Here is a 22979-nt window from a genome sequence, read left to right as displayed (position 1 = left end):
ACGATTCGTCGGGCAGCCGCCCGCTTCCGGGGAAAGGGAGTCATGTCCGAACCCTCCCGTTCTCAAGCCCACGTGCACCGTGAGCCCTCCGACGCCGCCACCGGGCCGGTGGGGACGCGCACGCCGGGGGTCCGGAGAACCGCCGCCGGAGTCAGCGAGCTGGTCCAGGCGGCGCTGCCGCTGATCGCCGAGTGGCTGCCCACCCAGCGCTGGTACGCCGGCAAGGGCCGGCCGATCGCCGCGCTCACCCCGGTGGTCGGGACCCCGCTGCAGGTCGGCGACCCCGCCCTGCTGCACCTGCTGCTGCGGGTCGAGCACGGCGGCTCCTCCGCCGGCCCGGGGGACGTCTACCAGTTGCTGCTGGGCATCCGCTCGGAGCAGCCGGCCTCGGTCGGCCCGATGGCGGTGCTGGGCCGGCTGACGGGCGGCACCTACGACGGGGCGACGCTGTACGACGCGGTGCACGACCCGGAGCTGACCGGCCGGCTGCTGGAGCACCTGGCCACCGGCGACCGGTTCGGCTCGCTGTCGTTCCGCCGCACCCCGGGCCCCGGCCTGCCGGGCAACCTGCCGGGGCGGGCGTCCACCGCCGAGCAGTCCAACTCCTCGGTGATCTACGACACCGAGTTCATCCTCAAGCTGTTCCGCCGGATCAGTCCGGGCACCAACCCCGACCTGGAACTGTCGCTGGCGCTGTCCCGGGCCGGCTCGACCCGCATCCCCCGGGTCGCCGCCTGGTTCGAGTGCCGGCTGGAGCGCTCCGAGCCCGCCACCCTGGGCCTGCTGCAGCGCTACCTGCCGGACGCCGAGGACGGCTGGGAGCTGGCCCTCGACCAGGTCGCCCGGCTCAAGGGCGATCCCTCGCCCGGCAACTTCGCGATCGAGGCGCACCGGCTCGGCCGGGCCACCGCCGAGGTGCACCGGGTGCTGGCCCGCTCGATGCCGACCGCCCGGCTGGACCGGGCCCGGGTCGCCGAGCTGACCGGGGCGATGGCCGACCGGCTGGACTCCGCGGTCACCGCCGTGCCCGGCCTGATGCGCTACCGCCCGGCGCTGCGCGCCGCGTTCCAGCAGCTCGCCGAGGCCCACCTGGACGGGCTGACCGTCCAGCGGATCCACGGCGACCTGCACCTGGGCCAGGCGATGCGCACCCCGCAGGGCTGGGTGCTGCTGGACTTCGAGGGCGAGCCGGCCAAGCCGCTGGCCGAGCGGCGCCTCCCGCAGCCCGCGCTGCGGGACGTCGCCGCGATGCTCCGCTCCTTCGACTACGCGGCCGCCCACCTGCTGGCCGGCGCCCCCGGCCAGGACCCGGAGCTCGCCCTGCTCGCCTCCGCCTGGGCCGCCCGCAACCGGGCCGCGTTCTGCGCCGGCTACACCGCGGGCGGCGGCGTCGACCCGGCGGGCACGCCGGAGCTGATGCGCGCCCTGGAGATCGACAAGGCGGTGTACGAGGTGGTCTACGAGGCCAGGCACCGGCCGAGCTGGCTACCGATCCCGCTGGCGGCGATCAACCGCCTGGCCGACACCGTCTGACCCGCGCCCGGCCGCCTGCGGGGGCGGCCGGGCGAACCGCGTTCCCCGCACCGCCCGCACCGCCCGCACCACCCGCCGGGCCCGCCCCTCGACTCCCGTTCTCCCCAAGCCAGTTCCCGCGTCCCCCGCGCAAGGCACCCCGATCCTGGAGGATTCCGCCGTGACCCCGCTCGGTCCGCTCGACCCGTCCGCCGACCGCCAACCGGCCGTCCCGGCCACGTTCCGCAGCGGTCCGCGCAGCAAGGCCACCGCCGGGCGGCCCGCTGCGAAGGCTCCCGCGAAGGCCCCCGCCAAGGCCCCGGCGAAGGCTCCGGCGAAGGCCGCCGCGGCGAAGCCGGCCGCCCGGGCGGCCGGGGCGGGTGCCGCCCCGGCGCGGCCGCAGGCCGGCGGGGGCGCGCTGCGGCTGCCGGAGGCCCCGCTGCCGCCCGCCGAGGTGGACCGGCTGGTCTCCGGCGCGCACCACGACCCGCACGCCCTGCTGGGCGCGCACGAGCTGCCCGAGGGCACCGCGATCCGGGTGCTGCGGCCGTTCGCGGAGCGGGTGGTGGTGGAGACCGAGCTCGGCCCGGCGGAGCTGACGCACCAGCAGGGCGGCCTGTTCACCGGCCTGCTGACCGGGCAGCACTTCCCGCGCTACACCCTGGCGGTGACGTACCCGGGCGGCGGGCCGCTGGTCCAGGAGGACGGCTACCGGTTCGCGCCGACGCTGGGCGAGCTGGACCTGCACCTGATCCGGGAGGGCCGGCACGAGCAGCTGTGGCGGGCGCTGGGCTCGCACGTGCGCACCGTCGACGGGGTGAGCGGCACGGCGTTCGCGGTGTGGGCGCCGAACGCGGTGGGCGTGCGGGTGATCGGCTCGTTCAACCACTGGGACGGCACCGCGCACCCGATGCGCTCGCTGGGCTCCTCCGGCGTGTGGGAGGTGTTCCTGCCGGGCATCGGCGAGGGCGAGCGGTACAAGTACCAGATCCTCACCCGGCACGGGCAGCGGCTGGAGAAGGCCGACCCGCTGGCCCGGGCCGCCCAGTGCCCGCCGGACACCGCCTCGGTGGTGACCGTCTCCCGCCACGAGTGGCAGGACGCCGAGTGGATGGAGCGGCGCGCCCGCACCGTGCACCACCGCGCCCCGATGTCGGTCTACGAGCTGCACCTGGCCTCCTGGCGCCCGGAGTTGTCGTCCTACCGGGAGATCGCCGAGGTGCTGCCCGGCTACCTGAGCGAACTCGGCTTCACGCACGTCGAGTTCATGCCGGTGATGGAGCACCCGTTCGGCGGCTCCTGGGGCTACCAGGTCTCCGGCTTCTACGCCCCGACGGCCCGGCTCGGCACCCCCGACGACTTCCGCTTCCTGGTCGACGCCCTGCACCGGCACGGCATCGGCGTGCTGGTCGACTGGGTGCCCGCGCACTTCCCGAAGGACGACTTCGCGCTGGCCCGGTTCGACGGCGAGCCGCTGTACGAGCCGGCCGACCCGCTGCGCGCCGAGCACCCGGACTGGGGGACGCTGGAGTTCGACTACGGCCGCACCGAGGTGCGCAACTTCCTGGTCGCCAACGCGGTGTACTGGTGCGAGGAGTTCCACGTGGACGGCCTGCGGGTGGACGCGGTCGCCTCGATGCTCTACCTCGACTACTCCCGCGAGGGCGGCGCCTGGACGCCCAACCAGTACGGCGGCCGGGAGAACCTGGACGCGGCCTCCTTCCTGCAGGAGATGAACGCCACCGTCTACCGGCGCTGCCCGGGCGTGCTGACGGTGGCCGAGGAGTCCACCGCCTGGGACGGGGTGACCCGGCCGACCGACAGCGGCGGCCTGGGCTTCGGCCTGAAGTGGAACATGGGCTGGATGCACGACTCGCTGGTGTACATCTCCAAGGAGCCGGTGCACCGCAAGTACCACCACAACGAGATGACCTTCTCGATGGTGTACGCCTACTCGGAGAACTACATCCTGCCGATCTCGCACGACGAGGTGGTGCACGGCAAGCAGTCGCTGGTCTCCAAGATGCCCGGTGACTGGTGGCAGCAGCGCGCCAACCACCGCGCCTACCTGGGCTTCATGTGGGCCCACCCGGGCAAGCAACTCCTGTTCATGGGGCAGGAGTTCGCCCAGGGCGCGGAGTGGCACCACGAGCACGGCCCGCAGTGGTGGGTGCTGGACGAGGGCTGGCCGGCGCACGCCGACCACCGCGGCGTGCAGCGCCTGGTCGGCGACCTGAACCACGTCTACCGGGACACCCCGGCGCTGTACGAGCAGGACACCGTCCCGGCCGGCTTCGCCTGGCTGGACGGCGGCGCGGCCGAGGACAACGTGCTGTCCTTCGTGCGGTTCGCGGCCGACGGCAGCCCGCTGGTCGCGGTCTGCAACTTCTCCCCCGTGGTGCGGCACGGCTTCCGGGTCGGCCTGCCCCGGCTGGAGGGCGCCGGGCAGCTGTGGGAGGAGGCGCTCAACACCGACGCCGAGCGGTACGGCGGCAGCGGGGTGGCCAACTCCAGCCCGATCAAGTCCGAGTCCGAGGAGTGGAACGCCCAGCCGCGCTCGGCCGAACTGGTCCTCCCCCCGCTGGCCACCGTCTGGCTCCGCCCGGTCCGTTGAGCCCCCGCGCCACCGCCGCGCGGCACCGACCCGTGCGGCGGTAGCCGCGGCGCCCGCGGCGAGTTCCCCGTGTCGTCCGAAGGTATGGTCGGTATGACCGATGCCTGGGACGACCGGACGGAGAGCTCCACCGTGGCGCGCAGCGTGTACGTGACCGGGATCGACCGGGGGGACGGCCGGCAGGCCGTGGAGCTCGGGGTCATGGAACTGCTCACCCGCCAGGTGGACCGGGTGGGCGTGTTCCGTCCGCTGGTGCACGCGCCGGGCGGCGACGGGGCCGGCGGCAGCGACCACGTGGTGGAGCTGCTGCGCGGCAGGTACCGGCTGGACCTGCCGGTGTCGGAGCTGTACGGGCTGACGTACGACGAGGCGGCGGCGCTGCAGGCGGCCCACGGGCAGGACGAGCTGGTCTCGGCCCTGGTGGACCGGTTCCACCAGCTGGAGCGGCGCTGCCAGGCGGTGCTGGTGCTGGGCACCGACTTCTCGGAGACCAACATCCCGGACGAGCTGGCCTTCAACGCCCGGCTGGCGAACGAGTTCGGGGCGGGCGTGCTGCCGGTGGTCGGCGGCCGGCACGAGGACCCGCAGGCGGTGGTCGCGGAGGTGCGCAACGCGCACCGGGCGTACCGGGACCTGGGGTGCTCGATCCTGGCGATGGTGGCCAACCGGGTGCGCCCGGGCGCCAAGCAGCGGGTGCAGCGGACGCTGACCGAGAAGCTGCCGGTGCCGGTGTACGTGATCCCGGAGGAGCCGGCGCTGGCGGCGCCGACGGTGGCGCAGCTGGTGGAGGCGACCGGGGCGGAGGTGCTGCTGGGCGACGCGGCGGGGCTCTCCCGGGACGTGCGCAGCTTCGTGTTCGGCGGGGCGATGCTGCCGACCTTCCTGAACGCGTTGACCGAGGGGGCGCTGGTGGTGACCCCGGGCGACCGGGCGGACCTGGTGATCGGGGCGCTGGCGGCGCACGCGGCGGGCTCCCCGCCGATCGCCGGCGTGCTGCTGACGCTCGGTCAGCACCCGGGCCCGAACGTGATGGCGCTGGCCTCCCGGCTGGCCCCGGGGACGCCGGTGGCGGAGGTGGAGGAGGGTTCCTGGCTGACCGCGGCGGCGCTCACCCACCTGGAGGGCCGGATCGGCCCGAACAGCCCGCGGAAGGCCGAGATCGCCCTCGGCCTGTTCGAACTGCACGTGGACACCGCCGAGTTGACCAGCCGGATCGAACTGAGCCGGTCCGAGCGGGTGACCCCGATGATGTTCGAGCACGCGCTGCTGGAGCGGGCCCGCGCGGACCGCCGGCACATCGTGCTGCCGGAGGGCACCGAGGACCGGGTGCTGCGCGCCGCCGAGGTGCTGCTGCGCCGCAACATCTGCGACCTGACCCTGCTCGGTGACCCGGACGCGGTGCACCGCAGGATCGCCGCGCTGGGCATCGAGTTCCCGCAGCCCGGCGACGAGGGCGCGCAGGCCCGGATCGTCGACCCGGCGGCCAGCCCGCTGCGCCAGCACTTCGCCGAGCTGTACGCGAAGGCCCGGGCGCACAAGGGCATGACGGTGGAGCGGGCGCTGGACGTGGTCACCGACGTCTCGTACTTCGGCACCCTGATGGTGCAGGAGGGCATCGCGGACGGCATGGTCTCGGGCGCGGTGCACTCGACGGCGGCGACCATCCGCCCGGCCTTCGAGGTGATCAAGACCTCGCCGGGGGCGGCGATCGTCTCCTCGGTGTTCTTCATGTGCCTGGCCGACAGGGTGCTGGTGTACGGCGACTGCGCGGTCAACCCGGACCCGGACGCCCGGCAGCTGGCCGACATCGCGATCCAGTCGGCGGAGACGGCGGCCCAGTTCGGGGTGGAGCCGCGGGTGGCGCTGCTGTCGTACTCGACCGGTGCCTCGGGCTCGGGCGCGGACGTGGACAAGGTCCGCAAGGCCACCGAGCTGGTCCGCGAGCTGCGCCCGGACCTGCTGGTGGAGGGGCCGATCCAGTACGACGCGGCGGTGGACGCGCGCGTCGCGGCGACCAAGCTGCCGGGCTCGGAGGTGGCCGGGCGGGCCACCGTGCTGGTCTTCCCGGACTTGAACACCGGCAACAACACGTACAAGGCGGTGCAGCGCTCGGCCGGGGCGATCGCGGTCGGACCGGTGCTCCAAGGGCTGAACAAGCCGGTGAACGACCTGTCCCGGGGCGCCCTGGTGGAGGACATCGTGAGCACCGTGGCGATCACCGCGATCCAGGCCCAGACCGCCGTCGACACCCCCGCCGCAGGAGGCGCCCAGTGACCACAGGTACCCGAGTCCTGGTGCTGAACGCCGGGTCGTCCTCGGTGAAGTACCAGCTGATCGACATGCTGGACGGTTCGAAGCTGGCGTCCGGCCTGGTGGAGCGGATCGGCGAGGAGCGCGGCCGGCTGCTGCACCTGCCGCCGACCGGGGAGCCGCGCGAGACGCTGCGCCGCTTCGGCGGGCACGACGTGGCGCTGGAGGCGGTCGCGGAGGAGCTGGCGAAGGACCTGATGGGCCTGGACTCGCCGGAGCTGGCGGCGATCGGCCACCGGGTGGTGCACGGCGGGCTGCGCTTCACCCGGCCGACGCTGGTCACCGACGCGGTGCTGGCCGAGATCCGCCGGCTGATCCCGGTCGCGCCGCTGCACAACCCGGCGAACATCACCGGCATCGAGGTGGCCCGGCGGCTGCGCCCCGACCTGCCGCAGGTCGCGGTGTTCGACACCGCGTTCCACGCCACGCTGCCCGAGCACGCGGCCCGCTACGCGATCGACCGGAGGACCGCCGACGAGCACCGGGTGCGCCGCTACGGCTTCCACGGCACCTCGCACCGGTACGTCTCGCGGGCCACCGCCCGGCTGCTCGGCCGGGACCCGGCGGAGCTGAACGTGATCGTACTGCACCTGGGCAACGGCGCCTCGGCCTCGGCGGTGGCGGGCGGGGTGTGCGTGGAGACCTCGATGGGCCTCACCCCGCTGGAGGGCCTGGTGATGGGCACCCGTTCGGGCGACGTGGACCCGGGCCTGGTGTTCCACCTGCACCGGGTGGGCGGGATGGACATCGACGAGATCGACGACCTGCTGAACCGGCGCAGCGGCCTGCTGGGCCTGTGCGGGGACAACGACATGCGCGAGGTGGTGCGCCGGGCCCAGGACGGCGAGGAGGACGCCAAGCTGGCGTTCGACTCGTACGTGCACCGGATCCGGCGCTACCTGGGCGGGTACTACGCGGTGCTGGGGCGGGTGGACGCGGTGGCGTTCACGGCGGGCGTCGGGGAGAACTCCGCCGAGGTGCGGGCCGCGGTCTGTGCCAATCTGGAGGAGCTGGGCATTTCGGTCGATCCGGAGCTGAACGCGGTGCGCTCCCGGGAGGCGCGGACGGTCTCGCCGTCCTACTCGCGGGTCACCGTCGCCGTGGTGCCGACCGACGAGGAGCTGGAGATCGCCCAGCAGGCGTTCGCGCTGGTCCGTGAGGTGTAGGCCCGGCGCGGGATGACTACCCGTCAGTATCCCACCCCTCGGAATGTTCGTTGGCGATATCTGACGATTCGAGCTGAATGCACCGATAACACGAACGGATAGACTGACGGATATGCGCCGAGCGAAAATTGTCTGCACCCTGGGTCCCGCGACGGACTCCTACGAACAGCTGAAGGCCATCGTCGAAGCGGGCATGAACGTCGCCCGCCTCAACATGAGCCACGGCTCCCACGCCGAGCACGAGGACCGGTACCGCCGCGTCCGCCAGGTCTCGGAGGACACCGGCCGCACCATCGGGGTGCTGGCCGACCTGCAGGGCCCCAAGATCCGTCTGGCGACCTTCGCCAACGGCCCGGTGACCGTTGACAACGGCGACACGTTCACCATCACCACCGAGGACGTCCCCGGTGACCAGCACATCTGCGGCACCACCTACAAGGGCCTGCCCGGCGACGTGAAGCCCGGCGACCCGATCCTGATCAACGACGGCGTCATCGCCCTGGAGGTCGTCAGCGTCGACGGCCCGCGGGTGAAGACCGTGGTGGTCGAGGGCGGTGTGCTCTCCAACAACAAGGGCATCAACCTGCCCGGCGCGGCGGTCAACGTCCCCGCGCTGTCCGAGAAGGACAAGGACGACCTGCGCTTCGCCCTCCAGCTGGGCGTCGACATGGTCGCGCTGTCCTTCGTCCGCAACGCCGCGGACATCGACGACGTGCACAAGGTCATGGACGAGGTCGGCATTCGTGTGCCGGTCATCGCCAAGATCGAGAAGCCGCAGGCCGTCGAGGCCATGGAGGAGATCGTCCTCGCCTTCGACGCGATCATGGTGGCCCGCGGCGACCTCGCGGTCGAGTACCCGCTGGAGAAGGTGCCGCTGGTCCAGAAGCAGCTGGTCACCCTGGCCCGCCGCAACGCCAAGCCGGTCATCGTCGCCACCCAGATGATGGAGTCGATGATCCACGCCTCGCGCCCGACCCGCGCCGAGGTCTCCGACGTCGCCAACGCCATCCTGGACGGCACGGACGCGGTCATGCTGTCCGCCGAGTCGAGCGTCGGCAAGTACCCGGTCGAGACCGTCAAGACCATGAGCCGGATCGCCGAGAAGGCCGAGGAGGAGCTGCTCTCGCAGGGCCTCCAGCCGCTCAACCCGGGCCGCAAGCCGCGCACCCAGGGCGGCTCGGTCGCCCGCGCCGCGTGCGAGCTCGGCGACTTCCTCGACGGCAAGGCGCTGGTCGCGTTCACCAAGTCCGGTGACACCGCCCGCCGCCTGTCCCGCTACCGCTCGCCGATCCCGGTGATCGCCTTCACCCCGGACGTCGCCACCCGCAACCAGCTCTCGCTGAGCTGGGGCGTCGAGGCGTACGTCTCGGAGCAGGTCGCCACCACCGACGAGATGGTCGAGCAGGTCGACCGCGAGCTGCTCAAGATGGGCCGCCTCGCCGAGGGCGACACCGTGATCGTCACGGCCGGCGTGCCGGTCGGCATCCCGGGCACCACCAACATGGTGCAGGTGCACCACCTGGGCGCCCGCTCGGAGAGCTGAGCACCCCGCACGAACGCCTGAACGCCCGAACGCCGCAGGGGCGGGACCCGAGGACCGGGTCCCGCCCCTGCGGCGTTCGGTGGCGGCCGGTCAGCCGTCGTACGGCTCCTTGTCGTTGAACAGCCGCATGCCGGGGATGGTCAGGTCGCCGCCGAACTGGCCCGCCTGGACCGCCTTGGCGTCGGTCAGGGTCAGGTCCAGCGGGATCGGCACCGCGCCCAGCAGGTCCCACAGCCACTTGGGCAGGGTGTCCGGGGTGAGCGTGATCCGGCCCAGGTCGATCGGGATCGGCAGGCCGTAGACCGCCGCCAGGTCGCCCGACAGGCTCTCCACGTACATGGTGATCGGGCCGTTGCGCATCGTGGAGGTCGAGCCCTGACGGCTCTTCACGTGGAAGGTCAGGCCGGGGATCTGGATGGTCGACATGTCCAGGTTCTCGATGTCGACGCTGGCGGTGGTGAACTTCAGCACCCGCTTGGTGCCGCTCGCCGTGGTGACGTCGTAGACGCCGTTGAAGACCGAGCCGTGCAGCGCCAGCCGGGTCGAGTGCAGCACCCAGTTCTGGTCCGGCACCACGTGGCCCGACGGGGCCGCCTTGGCGCTCAGGCCCTTGGTGCTCACCAGGCAGTTCGGGTCCGCCGAGGCCGAAGCGGAGGCGGACGCGGACGCGGAGGCCGAAGCGGACGGGGAGGCGCCGCCCTTGGGCGCACCGCTCTTCGGGGCGGTGCCCTGCGGGGCGGTGCTCTTCGGGGCCGGGGGCGTGGCGGCGGCCGGGGGCGTGGCGGCGGGCGGGGCGGGCGTCGCCGAGGGGGACGGCGCGGCGTCGGCGGACGGGCCCGGCTTCGCGGACGGGGTGGGGGTCGGGGTCGGCGAGGGGCTCGGGTGGAACAGGCCGTCCCACCAGTCCTCGATCGACCCGGCCTGCTGGACCCCGGCGGGGGCCGCCGCGCCCGCCTTCGGCACGGTGTACACGGCGGACCGCACGGTGCCGGCACCGGTGCCGGCGAGCGTCGCGGGGACGGCGGCGGCACTGCCCGCGGGCGCCCGCCCGGCGGCCGAGGCCCGGGAGACCGAGGAGTCCGGCAGCACCTTGATCTCGCTCTTCGGGACGGGCGTCTCCTCGAGCACCGTGTCCGGGGCGCAGTTGCCGGCCTGCGGGTCGGCGGCGACCGCCAGCGTCGGCGCGTAGGCCGCGCCGACCAGCAGCGCGGTCGGCACGGCGGCGATCGCCAGCGCCCGTCCGCGCAGCCGGGCCCGCACGCCCTCCCGGGGCGCCGCGTGCCGGGGGCCCGGGACGGCCGGCTGCTCGGGGCCGGTCACCGCTGCTCCTCCTCGGCGGAGGGCCTCGGGACGGCGCCGTACTGGAGCGGCTGCTCGGGGGCGGCCTGCGCGGGCAGTTGGGCGGTGGGCGCGTCGCCCTCGGCGGCGGTGGCGGTGGCCTCGGCCGTCTCGGGCTCCGCCTGCAGCGGCGCCCAGGAGACCAGCATCCCGCCGGCGAGCAGGCCGAGCACCAGGCCCAGGCCGAGACCGCCGAAGTTGGAGATCGGGAGGGAGACCAGCGCCAGGACGGTGGTCGCCACCCCGCAGAAGACCCGCACCATCGGCTGGAACCAGGCGGTCAGGCCCAGCGCGATCAGCATCAGGCCGATGATCAGCGAGCCGGCTCCGGCGGTGGTGGCCAGCGCGATCGTCAGACCGCCCAGGCTGATGTTGCCGTACGGGAGGTACAGGATCGGCACGCTGGCGGCGATCGCGAACAGCCCGCCCCAGAACGGGCGGGTGCGCCGCCACGCGCGGAACCCCCGCCGGATGCGGCTGACCAGAGCGGTCGGGCCCACGGGCCCGGCCTCGACGGTTGCGCTGGACATGGTGCGACTCCTCGATGGTGGGTCCGAGGGGAGGAAGACGGATGGCCCCGGGGATGCCGGGGTGCGGTCCGAGGGGGCGGCGGGCCGCCGCTCCCCCGGACCGCCGGTCCGCGGTCGGGCCCGGTGGTCGGGCCCTCAGGCGCGGATCAGTAGCACTCGTAGGACTTGCCGTCTTCCTGGTGGTTGAGGCTGAGCTTCAGACCGGGGAGCTTGAAGGTGCCCGCCGAGGTGGCCCAGGCGGTCTGCTGGACGTTGCTCAGGTGGGCCTTCTCGGCGGTCTGCGAGAAGCCGTGCGCGCCGCTCGGCAGCGCGTTGGCCTTGCGCAGGTCGTCCAGCGCGCTGCCCTGCAGGGTGTTGGCGTCCTGGCCGATGTTGATGTTCGTGAACTCGGCGTCCGCGTTCAGCTGGTTCAGGTCGATCAGCAGGTTCTCCGCGTAGACCTGCTTGTCCACGTCGGTGCTGTCGCCGGCCTTGAGCACCAGGGTCCACTTGCCGAGCGGGCCGAGGTCGGTGACCACCGACTGGCACAGGCCCTTCAGGTGGGCGGTGTCGAAGGCCGAGATGGCCACCGGGTGCGGGGTCTTGTTCGACTCGGCGTCGACGCCGCCGAACTGCGAGAAGCGGTCGCCCCTCAGGTCGTCGACGGTGACCTTGAACTGCTGGCCGGAGATCGAGAACGAGGCCGCCAGCACGGAGTTGGCCATCGAGACGCCGATCGCGGCGGTGGCCGCGAGGCTGGGCACCATCACCAGGGCGAAGCGCTTCCAGCGGATCTTGCCGTAGGACTGGGACATGCGTGTCCTCCTTCTAGGACGTACATCTCCGGCCGTTCCGGTGCGTCCCGCACGCGGTCCGGCCCGGGATGGGAGAGAGCTACGTCCTCGGTAGCGGAGAGCGCCTGCGCCGTGGGGACGGCGGCGGCGGTCCCCCCGAGCGACAACCGCGGCCGCGCGGGCTGCGCGGCCGTTGCGAGGCCAGGAACCGCCGCGTGGGATCTGCGGTTACCCCCCTGCCCTCAACCCGGCGGGGACCCCTCGTCGCCGAGGGACCGGGCGTCGCCGATCGTGGTCCAATCCAGGGCTGAGCACAAGAGGTCCGTTACTGACGGGTAATCCAACAGCAACCAGGGCTGATCATGGAATCAGAGGCTCCGCAACGGAGGGTGACCGAAATCGCATGTCCGGCTGATTTTCACCCGCGGAAACACCAACGAAACACCCCTCCGCCCTCACATACGGTGAGGAGGGAGGGGTGATGTCAAGATTTGGTAAACGTGCCCCGAAGGCACCCGAAAGTCGTCAAATCACCGACGACACCGCAGGTCACCCGAGGTGTCACCGGGTGCCTCCGGACACCGCCGGGCGGTGCGTCAGAACAGCACCCGGGCCAGCGCCTGGCGGGCCGCCACGGTGCGCGGGTCCTCCGGGCCGATCACCTCGAACAGCTCCAGCAGCCGCAGCCGGGCGGTGTCCCGGTCGTCCCCGAACGTCCGGGCGACGGTGTCCACCAGGCGGCCGAAGGCGTCCTCCACGTGCCCGCCGACCAGGTCCAGGTCGGCGGCGCGGAGCTGGGCCGGCACGTCCTTCGGGTCGGCCGCCGCGTCGGCGCGCACCTGCTGCGGGTCGAGCTGCTCCACCCGCTGCAGCAGCTGGGCCTGGGCCAGGCCGAGCTTGGCCTCGACGTGCCCGGGCCGGTCGCTCAGCACGTTCTGGTACGCCCGCACCGCGCCGGCCAGGTCGCCCCGGTCGAGCGCGTCGTGGGCCGCCTCCAGCGCCGGGTCGGCCGGCACCCGCGGCTCGGCCGCCGCGGCCTCGCCGCCGCCCGCCGCGCCGCCGACGATGCCGAAGCGCTGCTCGGCCACCGCGATCAGCTGGTCCAGGATCTTGCGGACGTTGGCCTCGTTCTCGGCACCCTGGAACAGCGGCACCAACTGGCCCGCCACCACCGCCATCACGGCCGGGATCCCCTGGATCCCGAACTGCTGGGCGATCAGCGGGTTGGCGTCCACGTCGATCTTGGCGAGCACGATCCGGCCCGCGTACTCCTCGGCGAGGCGCTCCAGCACCGGGCTGAGCTGCTTGCAGGGGCCGCACCACTCGGCCCAGAAGTCCACCACCACCGGGACCTCGGCCGAGCGCTGGACCACCTCGGACTCGAAGGTCTCCTCGGTGACGTCCAGCACCAGGGGGTGGTCCGCGAGCGCCGGGCCGTCGCCCGCCGCCGCCTGCCGGGCCCGCTCGGCCCGGGCCTGCTCGGCCTTCTGGGCGGCCTCTCCGGCCGCCTTCACCGCGGCGAGGTCCACCGCACCGCGCAGGGCGGAGCTGTTGAGACGCGAATTCCGTGACTGCATGGCTCTATCCTCCCCCGCCGGAGCCGGTGCCGGGCGCCATCCGCCCGGAAAAAACCGGAGCGAGCCGCCCGCCTCCCCGGCGGGGGCCGAACCGTTCGGCACCGGTCCCCACCGGTGCCGTGCGCCCGCCCGATCCCAGAGGGCGGGGCGCGATTGGTCGTCGCTCTTTCGCTACTGGTCGTAGCGTATCTGCCTCCCGGGCTCCCCCCGCAAGCCCCACACCCCCTCCGGGAGCGTGAGCTGTCCCACTTTCCGCCACCGGGCGGGTGCCGGTCCGGGCACCCGGTCGCTACCGTGGGACCGCAAAGTTACTTCTGAGTAAACAGTCTGGAGGCGAGGTGGCCCCCACCACCCGGCAGCCCGCCGAGCACCCGGACCCGCCGGCCGGCAAGACCCCGCTCGTCCGCGGCAAGGGCCGCCCCCGCAGCGCCACCGCCGACCAGGCCATCCTGGACGCCACCCGCGAGGCGCTCGCCGAACTCGGCTGGGGCGGGCTCACCATGGGCCACGTCGCCCAGCGGGCCGGCGTCGCCAAGACCACCCTCTACCGGCGCTGGCCGTCCAAGAGCGAACTCGTCGTCGACGCCATCGCCAGCCTCTTCGACCAGCTGGAGTGCGCCGACCGCGGCAGCCTGCAGGCCGACATCGAGGCCGTGGTCGCCCGCTTCGCCGAACTGCTCACCCTGCCCGAGACCCAGACCGCGCTGCTCGCCCTGTTCGCCGAGGGCTCCCGCGACCCGCAGCTGCGCCGGCGGATCCGGGAGCGCATCGTCCAGCCGCAGAAGGTGCTGGTCGAACACGGCCGGGCCAACGCCCAGGCCCGCGGCGAGATGGACCCCGACCTCGACCCGGCCACCGCCGACGAGGAGATCGGGATCATCTTCGACACCATCGCCGGCACCGTCGAGCACCGGCTGCTGGTGAGCGGCGAACCCGTCACCGCGGACTGGATCCGCCGCTTCACCACGCTGCTGCTGGGGCCCCTCCCGGGGCTGCTGCGCTGAGCCCTCAGTACGGCAGGGGCAGCGCCGCCAGCCGGTCCGGGTCGACCAGCACGTCGATCTGCGCGACCAGGCCGTCCACCACGGTGAACGCCATCACCGACACCGGCTTGCCGTCGATCACCGTCAGCACCCCGTAGGCGCCGTTCACCAGCACCAGGCGGCCGAACGGCGCCAGCTTGCGGGCCTGCCGCGCCGAGGACGCGATCACCGTGTTGCCCCGGATCACCTTGCTGAGCGCCGCCATGGCCGTCCCGCCGTCCGCCCGCAGCACCGCGTCCGGGGCCAGCACCGCCACCAGGCCCTCGAAGTCGCCGTCCCGGGACGCCGCGAGGAAGGCCTCCACGGCGGCCCGCTGCGCCGCCGGGTCGCGGTCCGGCTCCGGCGCCCGCTCCTTGACCCGCTTGCGGGCCCGGCTCGCCAGCTGGCGCACCGCCGCCGGGGACTTGTCCAGCAGTGGCGCGATGTCCTCCAGCGGCACCGCGAACAGGTCGTGCAGCACGAACGCCAGCCGCTCCGCCGGGCCCAGCGTGCCCAGCACCACCTGCAGCGCCGTCCCCACCCGGTCGCCCAGCAGCGCCGCCGCCTCCGGGTCGTCCCGCTCCGGCGCGGCCAGCACCGGGTCGGGCACCGAGGTGTCCAGCTCCTCCTCGCGCCGCCGCTGACGGCCGCGCAGCTCGTTCAGGCACACCCGGGAGGCGACGGTGGTCAGCCAGCCGCCGAGGTTGTCCACCTCCTCGGCGTGCCGGTCCAGCCGCAGCCAGGTCTCCTGCACCACGTCGTCGGCCTCGCCGAGCGAGCCCAGCATCCGGTACGCCACCGCCCGCAGCCTGGGCCGGTGCGCCTCGAAGCGTTCGGCGAGAAGAGTTCCCCCGCTCATCCGTCACATCCCTTTCCCCGTCGGGGTCAACACGGCAGACCCCCACTGTGGCAGGCCGGACGATCATCCCGGCAGTCGGAACGGGGCACGCGTCATGAACGTCCTCGTCACCGGCGGCACCGGCCGCATCGGCGCCCTCGGCCGCCGCGCCGTTGCGGGCGCGGTGCGCGCCACCCGCACCCGGGAGGACTTCCTCGCGGGGCGGTGAGGGGGCCTGAATCGGGGGCCCGGGGGAACGGCGGCCCCTGGTGGTGCCTCCCGCCGTCCTTCCCGGGCCCCTGCTCCCGACCTCCGCCGCCTAGAAGCTGGCGTTCTCCCGGTAGGTGCCCCACTCCTCGCGCAGGGCGTGGCAGATCTCGCCGAGGGTGGCCTCGGCCCGGACGGCCCGCAGCATCGGCTCGATCATGTTGGCGCCGGAGCGGGCCGCCGCGAGCATCCCGTCCAGGCCGGCCCGGACGGCGCTCTCGTCGCGCCGCGCCTTGCGCTCGCGCAGGACGCGGACCTGCTCGCGTTCGACTTCGTGGCTGACCCGGAGGATCTCCAGTTCGGGGGTGACGCTGCGGGGGTGGCAGTTGACGCCGACCACCCGCTTGTCGCCCTTCTCGACGCCCTGCTGGTAGCGGAAGGCGGCCTCGGCGATCTCGCCGGTGAACCAGCCCTCCTCGATGCCGCGCAGGATGCCGGAGGTCATCGGGCCGATCGGGTGCTCGGCGCCGCCCTTGTCCAGGATCTGCCGGAAGACCGCCTCGACCTGGGCCTCGATCCGGTCGGTGAGCGCCTCCACGTACCAGGAGCCGCCGAGCGGGTCGGCGACGTTGGTGACGCCGGTCTCCTCCATGATCACCTGCTGGGTGCGCAGGGCGATCTCGGCGGCCTGCTCGCTGGGCAGGGCGAGCGTCTCGTCGAGGGCGTTGGTGTGCAGCGAGTTGGTGCCGCCCAGGACGGCGGAGAGCGCCTCGACGGCGGTGCGGACCACGTTGTTGTACGGCTGCTGGGCGGTGAGCGAGACGCCGGCGGTCTGGGTGTGGAAGCGCAGCCACTGCGCCTTCTCGGTCTTCGCGCCGAAGTGGTCGCGCATCCAGCGGGCCCAGATCCGGCGGGCGGCGCGGAACTTGGCGATCTCCTCGAAGAAGTCGAGGTGGGCGTCGAAGAAGAAGGACAGGCCGGGCGCGAACACGTCGACGTCCAGGCCGCGGGAGAGGCCGAGCTCGACGTAGGCCAGGCCGTCGGCGAGGGTGTAGGCGAGTTCCTGGGCGGCCGTGGCCCCGGCCTCGCGGATGTGGTAGCCGGAGACCGAGAGCGGCTTGTAGGCGGGGATGCCGGCCGCGCAGTGCTCCATCAGGTCGCCGATCAGGCGCAGGTGGGGCTCGGGGGCGAAGAGCCACTCCTTCTGCGCGATGTACTCCTTGAAGATGTCGGTCTGCAGGGTGCCGTTGAGGACGGCCGGGTCGACGCCCTGGCGCTCGGCGGCCACCAGGTACATGCAGAAGACCGGGACGGCGGGGCCGCTGATGGTCATCGAGGTGGTGACCTCGCCGAGCGGGATGCCGCGGAACAGCACCTCCATGTCGGCGGCGGAGTCGATGGCGACGCCGCAGTGGCCGACCTCGCCGAGCGAGCGGGCGTCGTCGGAGTCGTAGCCCATCAGGGTCGGCATGTCGAAGGCGACCGAGAGGCCGCCGCCGCCGGCCTCCAGGATCATCCGGTAGCGCTCGTTGGTCTGCTCGGCGTTGCCGAAGCCGGCGAACTGGCGGATGGTCCAGGCCCGGCCGCGGTAGCCGGTGGGGTGCAGGCCGCGGGTGTAGGGGTACTCGCCGGGCCAGCCGATCCGTTCGAAGCCCTCGACGTCCTGGCCGGGCGGCGGGCCGTAGACCGGGTCGACCTCCTCGCCGCTGAGGGTGGTGAAGTCGGCGTCGCGCTTGCGCGCCGCGTCGTACCGCTGCTGCCAGCGCTGCCGTCCGGCCTCGATCTGCTCGGCGTCCATCGGCTCCGACTCCCGCTCCGTGCGGCCGTCCTCGTGGGGCGGCGGAAGAACTGCTTGGATGTCCTACTAATTTACTCGGACGTCCTAGTACCTGTCGACGCCGGACCCCCGGACGCGCGAAGGGCGCCCCTTCCGGCGGAAGGGGCGCCCCGGCAGAGCGCTGGTGCGGGCGCGGTCAGGCGGCGACGGGCTCCGGAGCGGTGATCAGCGGGGCGACCTCGCGGCTGACCCGGCGCTCGACGAAGAACACGGCGGTGGGGACGGTGCCGGCCAGCAGCGTCCAGGCGAGCTTGCCCATCGGCCACTTGGCCTTGGTGCCCAGGTCGAAGGCGAACACCAGGTAGACCACGTACAGCCAGCCGTGCGCGATGCCGACGGCGGTGGTGAAGCCGGACGCGCCCGAGATGTCGAGGACGTACTTGGCGACCACCCCGAGGGTGAGCAGGATCAGGAGCACACCGGTGACGTAGGCCATGGTGCGGTAGCGGGTCAGCACACTCTGCTTCATGCAGTCGAGGGTAACCGCCCCTACGCCCGCTCCCGGTCGGGCCCCTCGTCGGCGGGCGCCGCGAAGTCGCCGGCGGCGATCCGCAGCGGGCGGAGCAGTTCGAAGACCTCGGCGCAGGCGTCGGCGTCGTAGCCGTCCAGGCCGAACTCGACGGCGACGAGTTCGCGGGTGGCCTGTTCGACGACCTGGCGGCCGCGGTCGGTGATGGCGGCGAGGACGCCGCGGCCGTCCAGCGGGTTGGGGCGGCGGGTGACCAGGCCGGCCCGTTCCAGGCGGTCGACGGTGTTGGTGACGCTGGTGGGGTGGACCATCAGGCGCTCGCCGATCTTGGAGAGCGGGAGTTCGCCGGAGCGGCTGAAGGTGAGCAGCACCAGGGCCTCGTAGCGGGCGAAGGTGAGGCCGTAGGGCTTGACCACCGCGTCGACCCGGGACAGCAGGATCTGGTGGGCGCGCATCACCGAGGTGATCGCCACCATGGACGGCACCTTGCCCCAGCGGCGGGTCCAGAGCTCGTCGGCGCGGGCGATCGGGTCGAAGTCGAGGGCGAGGGGCTTGGGCACGCCCCCACCGTACCCGCGGGGGCGGGCGGGGGTAGCAGGTGTCCACGATGGTGGACAAGCCACCCCACTTGGCGGGATCACGCCAAACAGACGAGAACGGCCCGGCGGCGGCTCTTTACCGTGCATATTCCGGCAATATTCAGTGATTGCACCGGAGTTGGGCCTCCGCGCAGCCCGCACGGCATGGTTCGCAGCGAAACCTCCGATTTCCCGGGCCTCCCGTTACCGCACCGCTGGCGAGAGTTTGCCAATAGTTGCCGAACCGCTTTTCCCGGTCGTCGTGTCCTCGTCATGCTTCTGGCCAGCCCCGTTCGACACCGCCGGCCCCACCCCACCGGCTGCTGTCGCCTGACCGCACGGAGCTGCACGTCAGCACCCGTTCCGCCCCAGCAGGCACTGACCCCGGTGCCCCGGAGCGAGGTGCGACCGCACACACGCGGTTGATCCGGAAGGAACCCGTACGTGAAGCGAAAGCTCGCTGTCGGAGCCGTTCTCTCTGCCTCGGCCCTGCTGGCCGGTGCGATCCAGGTGAGCGCCGGCCTGGCGTACGCCGCCCCCAACCCGACCGCCCTCGGCCGGGCCGACCAGCTCGCCCTGGCCGCCGCCCAGGCGCCCGCCGCCGCCAAGGCCCTGGGCCTGGGCGCCCAGGAGAAGCTGGTCGTCAAGGACGCCGTCGTCGACGCCGACGGCACCCGCCACTTCCGCTACGAGCGCACCTACGGCGGCCTGCCGGTGCTCGGCGGCGACCTGGTCGTGCACCAGGCCGCCAACGGCAAGGTCAAGTCCAGCGACAAGGCCGCGTCCGGCAGCCTGGCCCCCGCCTCGCTGAGCCCGAAGCTGTCGGCCGGCCAGGCCGCCTCGAAGGCGACCGGCGCGGTGCAGGCCACCGTCGGCATCAGCAAGGACGCCGACGAGGCCGCCCTCACCTCGGTCTCCGGCGCGAGCGGCGACGCCCAGCTGGTGATCTGGGCCGCCGACGGCGCCCCGCGGCTGGCCTACCGCACCACCGTGGAGGGCGTCCGGGCCGACGGCACCCCGAGCCGCCAGCTGCTGGTCACCGACGCCGACAGCGGCGCGGTGCTCTCCAGCCACGAGGAGATCCAGACCTCCAACGCGACCGGCTCCGGCAACGGCGTCTTCGTCGGCAGCGTCTCGCTGACCACCAACTACACCGGCTCGGCGTACCAGTTGAAGGACGCCACCCGCGGCGGCCAGTACACCACCACGGGCAGCAACTACGTCAACGCGTTCTGGGACGACAGCTGCTTCTGCATGACCTACGGCGACGGCGCCTCCAACACCCACCCGCTGACCGAACTCGACGTCTCCGGCCACGAGATGAGCCACGGCGTCACGTCCAACACGGCGGGCCTGAACTACTCCGGCGAGTCCGGCGGCCTCAACGAGGCCACCAGCGACATCTTCGGCACCCTGGTCGAGTTCTACGCCAACCTGCCGAAGGACAACCCGGACTACCTGATCGGCGAGCTGATCAACATCAACGGCAACGGCACGCCGCTGCGCTACATGGACAAGCCCTCCAAGGACGGCGCGTCCGCCGACTACTGGTCCTCCACCGTCGGCAACAAGGACGTCCACTACTCCTCGGGCGTCGCCAACCACTTCTTCTACCTGCTGGCCGAGGGCAGCGGCGCCAAGACCGTCAACGGCGTCAGCTACAACTCGCCCACCTACAACGGCGCGGCGGTCACCGGCGTCGGCCGGGCCAAGGCCGCCCAGATCTGGTACCGGGCGCTGACCGTCTACATGACCTCCTCCACCAACTACAAGGGCGCCCGCACGGCGACCCTGAACGCGGCGAAGGACCTGTACGGCTCCGGTTCGGCCGAGTACAACGCGGTCGCGGCGGCGTGGACCGGGGTGAACGTCAACTGACGCCCACCCGGTAGCCGGAAAGCCCGCGGCGGCCGGGCCTCCCACGAGGAGGCCCGGCCGCCGCGCACCACGTTCCGGGCGGGTCAGGCGGTGGCCGCCGGCGCGGGGGCGTCCAGCTCGCCGCGCTCCTCCTTGGCGAGCATCCGCTCGGCGAAGAAGCCGCCGGTGGGCAGCACCGACAGCACGAACAGCACGAGGCCGCGCTTCGGCTCCCAGCGGCGGGCCTGGTACGCCTGCACCAGGAACACCAGGTAGAGGATGAACAGCACGCCGTGCACCGTGCCCATCACCGGCACGCCGTTGAAGCTGGTGGTGCGCTTGAGCACCGAGCAGACCAGCAGCAGGATGAAGGACAGCCCCTCGGGGCCGGAGACCAGGCGCAGGCGGTGGACGGCGGCGACGCTCTTCACGGGGATTCCTCACGGGGGCACGGCGGACGGCTGGGCTTGTGAACGGATGCACAAGCCGTGCCCATTATCACCGACCCGACGCCGCCGCCGACCGGGGACCCCCTATCCTGCTGTGCTGCGCGCGCTCCGACGGTCGGACCGCGCGGACCCACGGGGGGAGCGCACCATGCTGAAGAGGGACTGGGACCGCCACACCTGCGCCAAACGCGGCCACATCACCTACGCGCCCGACGAGCCCGGCCTGCGCGAACGGCTGCACGCCGCCACCGCCGTCGGCACCGTCTGGCGCTGCCTGCGCTGCGGCGACTTCGCGCTCGGCGAGCCGCACGGCTCCGGCCCGGCCCAGGACGCGCCGCTGGTGCCCCGCGGCAAGGCCCTGCGCGACCTGTTCATCCTGCGCTTCCTGGCCGTCGAGCGGTTCCTGCGCGGCCTGCTGATCGTGGTCATCGCCTGGGGCGTGTGGAAGTTCTCCAACAGCCAGGACGCGGTGCGCCGGATCTTCGACGAGAACCTGACCGTCTTCAAGCCCGTCACCGAGCACTTCCACTTCGACCTGGAGCACTCGCCGATCGTCGACACCGTCCGCAAGACCTTCGACTACAAGCACTCCACCCTGGTCTACGTGGCGGCGGCGCTGGTGGTCTACGCGCTGATCGAGATCGTCGAGGCGTTCGGCCTGTGGTGGGGCCACCGCTGGGCCGAGTACCTGACCGTGGTCGCCACCGCCGCCTTCCTCCCGCTGGAGGGCTACGAGCTCACCGAGCACGTCAGCGCGCTGAAGATCTGCACGCTGCTGCTGAACATCGCCGCGGTGCTCTGGATCATGCTCTCCAAGCGCCTGTTCGGCCTGCGCGGCGGCCGCGCCGCGTTCGAGGCCGAGCGGCACTCGGCCTCGCTGCTGGAGGTGGAGGCCTCCGCGGGGGCGCTGCCGCAGGCGGTCTGACGTTTTGTCCGTTATGCCCCAATGACGGTATGTCCGGTGTACGGGTTTCGTACCGAACGGGTACCAGCACCCCCGGCCCCCTCCCCACCCGGGGGAGGGGGCCGCTAGATTCCCGGACGTGGCACAGTTCCGACTCCAGGGGTCCAGAGTCCTCGCCGTCGATCTCGCCGGGGACACCGTCAAGGCACGCAACGGCTCGATGGTCGCCTACACCGGGCAGATGGGCTTCAAGAAGCTCTCCGGCGGCGGCGACGGCCTGCGCGGCATGGTCACCCGCCGGCTCACCGGCGAACGCATGGAGGTCATGGAGGTGAAGGGGCAGGGCACCTGCTACTTCGCCGACAAGGCCACCGAGATCAACCTCGTCCGGCTGAACGGCGAGACGCTGTTCGTCGAATCCGACAACCTGCTCTGCACCGAGGCGACGCTGCGCACCGGCACCTCCTTCACCGGCCTGAACGGCATGGCGAGCGGCAACGGGCTGTTCACCACCAAGGTCGAGGGCCAGGGCTGGGCGGCGGTCACCTCCAACGGCCCGGCGGTGATCCTCCGGGTCGCCCAGGGCCTGCCGCTGCGGGTCGACCCCGGCGCGTACGTCGCGCACACCGGCAACCTGCACCGGGCGCTCAAGTCCGGGGCGGGCTGGTCCACGCTGATCGGCGAGGGAGGCGGCGAGGCGATGCAGGTCGAGTTCACCGGCGAGGGCCTGGTCTACGTCCAGCCCTCCGAGCGGATGACGCTGGGGGGCGAGGTCTGATGGCCTTCACCAGGATCAACAACAAGATGATCTCCGCGCAGATCGTGCCCGGGCAGCGGATCCTCTCCCAGCGCGGCTCGATGCTCGGCTACACCGGCGAGGTCACCTTCCAGCCCAACCTGATGGGCGGCCAGGGCGGCGTGATGTCGATGATCGGCCGCCGGGTCGCCAACGAGGACACCCCGCTGATGACCGTCGAGGGCCACGGCACCGTGATGTTCGGCCACGGCGGCCACCACGTGCACGTGATCGACCTGGTCGGCGACACCCTCTACGTGGAGGCCGACCGGCTGCTCGCCTTCGAGGGCAGCCTCCAGCAGTCCACCATGTTCATGGGCCAGCAGGGCGGCCTGATGGGCGTGGTCCGCGGCCAGGTCACCGGCCAGGGACTGTTCACCACCAAGCTCACCGGCAAGGGCGCCGTCGCCGTGCTGGCCCACGGCGGCGTGATCGAACTGCCGATCTTCCCCGGCCAGCCCGTCCACGTCGACCCGCAGGCGTACGTCGCCCACCGGGGCGAGGTCACCAACAAGCTCTCCAGTGCCCTCGGCTGGCGCGACATGGTCGGCCGCGGCTCCGGCGAGGCGTTCCAACTCGAACTGTCCGGGCAGGGCGCCGTGTACGTCCAGGCCAGCGAGGTGAAGCTCTGATGTCCTACCCCCCGCAGCCCCCGCAGT

19 protein-coding genes are annotated in these 22979 nt (G+C 72.7%); 10 read left to right on the top strand and 9 right to left on the bottom strand.

Going from position 1 to position 22979, the window contains the following annotated elements:
- Positions 1-42 precede the first annotated feature (42 nt).
- The 5 genes from OO48_RS11230 (at position 43) to pyk (ending at position 9145) form a co-directional block, all read left to right on the top strand.
- A complete protein-coding gene (locus OO48_RS11230) occupies positions 43-1533 on the top strand; it encodes a maltokinase N-terminal cap-like domain-containing protein (protein ID WP_245194592.1) in 1491 nt (496 codons plus the stop codon).
- Between the two features lie 160 nt (positions 1534-1693).
- On the top strand, positions 1694-4126 hold the full coding sequence (gene glgB, locus OO48_RS11225; RefSeq protein ID WP_033214774.1) for a 1,4-alpha-glucan branching protein GlgB: 2433 nt from the start codon (positions 1694-1696) through the stop codon (positions 4124-4126).
- A 132-nt stretch (positions 4127-4258) separates the two neighbouring features.
- Positions 4259-6400 carry a phosphate acetyltransferase gene (gene pta, locus OO48_RS11220; protein ID WP_033214896.1) on the top strand — a complete coding sequence of 714 codons (2142 nt, stop codon included), beginning with the start codon at positions 4259-4261 and terminating at the stop codon, positions 6398-6400.
- Positions 6397-7602, top strand: a complete 1206-nt coding sequence (locus OO48_RS11215) for an acetate/propionate family kinase (RefSeq protein ID WP_033214773.1) — start codon at positions 6397-6399, stop codon at positions 7600-7602. Before pta ends, OO48_RS11215 begins: the two co-directional genes overlap by 4 nt.
- Positions 7603-7714: 112 nt before the next feature.
- Complete coding sequence (gene pyk / locus OO48_RS11210) at positions 7715-9145, top strand: pyruvate kinase (protein WP_033214771.1); 1431 nt, start codon at positions 7715-7717, stop codon at positions 9143-9145.
- Between the two features lie 90 nt (positions 9146-9235).
- Here the strand turns inward: pyk and OO48_RS11205 are convergent, their stop codons facing one another.
- From OO48_RS11205 to trxA, 4 genes are all read right to left on the bottom strand, one after another.
- Positions 9236-10465 carry a hypothetical protein gene (locus tag OO48_RS11205; protein ID WP_033214769.1) on the bottom strand — a complete coding sequence of 410 codons (1230 nt, stop codon included), beginning with the start codon at positions 10463-10465 and terminating at the stop codon, positions 9236-9238.
- Entirely contained in the window at positions 10462-11013 is a 552-nt protein-coding gene (locus OO48_RS11200; RefSeq protein WP_033214768.1) for a DUF6114 domain-containing protein, read from the bottom strand. The genes OO48_RS11205 and OO48_RS11200 overlap by 4 nt, the downstream gene beginning before the upstream one ends.
- A 146-nt stretch (positions 11014-11159) precedes the next feature.
- Complete coding sequence (locus OO48_RS11195; protein WP_033214767.1) at positions 11160-11807, bottom strand: DUF6230 family protein; 648 nt, start codon at positions 11805-11807, stop codon at positions 11160-11162.
- A gap of 575 nt (positions 11808-12382) precedes the next feature.
- Positions 12383-13363 (bottom strand): thioredoxin, encoded by a 981-nt coding sequence (gene trxA, locus OO48_RS11190; RefSeq protein WP_033214766.1) that lies wholly within the window; start codon positions 13361-13363, stop codon positions 12383-12385.
- Positions 13364-13701: 338 nt separating this feature from the next.
- Here trxA and OO48_RS11185 point away from each other — a divergent pair, with 338 nt between their 5' ends.
- Positions 13702-14367: a TetR/AcrR family transcriptional regulator gene (locus tag OO48_RS11185; protein WP_033214764.1), complete on the top strand. Its 666-nt coding sequence runs from the start codon at positions 13702-13704 to the stop codon at positions 14365-14367.
- 4 nt (positions 14368-14371) lie between these two features.
- Here OO48_RS11185 and OO48_RS11180 read toward each other — a convergent pair whose 3' ends face one another.
- From OO48_RS11180 to OO48_RS11165, 4 genes are all read right to left on the bottom strand, one after another.
- Positions 14372-15244, bottom strand: coding sequence for a sigma-70 family RNA polymerase sigma factor (locus tag OO48_RS11180; RefSeq protein ID WP_033214762.1), 873 nt, complete (start codon positions 15242-15244; stop codon positions 14372-14374).
- A gap of 298 nt (positions 15245-15542) precedes the next feature.
- A complete protein-coding gene (icmA, locus tag OO48_RS11175; RefSeq protein ID WP_033214760.1) occupies positions 15543-17228 on the bottom strand; it encodes a coenzyme B12-dependent isobutyryl-CoA mutase large subunit in 1686 nt (561 codons plus the stop codon).
- A 175-nt stretch (positions 17229-17403) separates the two neighbouring features.
- A complete protein-coding gene (locus tag OO48_RS11170; protein ID WP_033214758.1) occupies positions 17404-17736 on the bottom strand; it encodes a DUF3817 domain-containing protein in 333 nt (110 codons plus the stop codon).
- A gap of 20 nt (positions 17737-17756) precedes the next feature.
- Entirely contained in the window at positions 17757-18296 is a 540-nt protein-coding gene (locus tag OO48_RS11165) for a MarR family winged helix-turn-helix transcriptional regulator (protein WP_033214756.1), read from the bottom strand.
- A gap of 462 nt (positions 18297-18758) precedes the next feature.
- Between OO48_RS11165 and OO48_RS11160 the strand changes: the two genes are divergently transcribed.
- Positions 18759-20192: a M4 family metallopeptidase gene (locus OO48_RS11160; RefSeq protein ID WP_033214755.1), complete on the top strand. Its 1434-nt coding sequence runs from the start codon at positions 18759-18761 to the stop codon at positions 20190-20192.
- 83 nt (positions 20193-20275) lie between these two features.
- On the opposite strand, the gene OO48_RS11155 is transcribed toward OO48_RS11160, so the two are convergent.
- Positions 20276-20608: a DUF3817 domain-containing protein gene (locus OO48_RS11155; protein ID WP_033214753.1), complete on the bottom strand. Its 333-nt coding sequence runs from the start codon at positions 20606-20608 to the stop codon at positions 20276-20278.
- Positions 20609-20771: 163 nt separating this feature from the next.
- On the opposite strand from OO48_RS11155, the gene OO48_RS11150 reads away from it, so the two are divergent.
- The 3 genes from OO48_RS11150 (at position 20772) to OO48_RS11140 (ending at position 22952) form a co-directional block, all read left to right on the top strand.
- Positions 20772-21545 (top strand): DUF2127 domain-containing protein, encoded by a 774-nt coding sequence (locus OO48_RS11150; RefSeq protein WP_033214894.1) that lies wholly within the window; start codon positions 20772-20774, stop codon positions 21543-21545.
- Positions 21546-21663: 118 nt separating this feature from the next.
- Positions 21664-22302 (top strand): AIM24 family protein, encoded by a 639-nt coding sequence (locus OO48_RS11145; RefSeq protein WP_033214751.1) that lies wholly within the window; start codon positions 21664-21666, stop codon positions 22300-22302.
- Positions 22302-22952, top strand: coding sequence for an AIM24 family protein (locus tag OO48_RS11140; RefSeq protein ID WP_033214750.1), 651 nt, complete (start codon positions 22302-22304; stop codon positions 22950-22952). Before OO48_RS11145 ends, OO48_RS11140 begins: the two co-directional genes overlap by 1 nt.
- Positions 22953-22979 lie beyond the last annotated feature (27 nt).

The organism is Kitasatospora phosalacinea, assembly GCF_000716545.1.
In the GTDB taxonomy this organism is placed as follows: domain Bacteria; phylum Actinomycetota; class Actinomycetes; order Streptomycetales; family Streptomycetaceae; genus Kitasatospora; species Kitasatospora phosalacinea.
The sequence above is the reverse complement of the archived record's forward strand: the minus strand, read 5'-3'. Positions and strand labels throughout refer to the sequence as shown.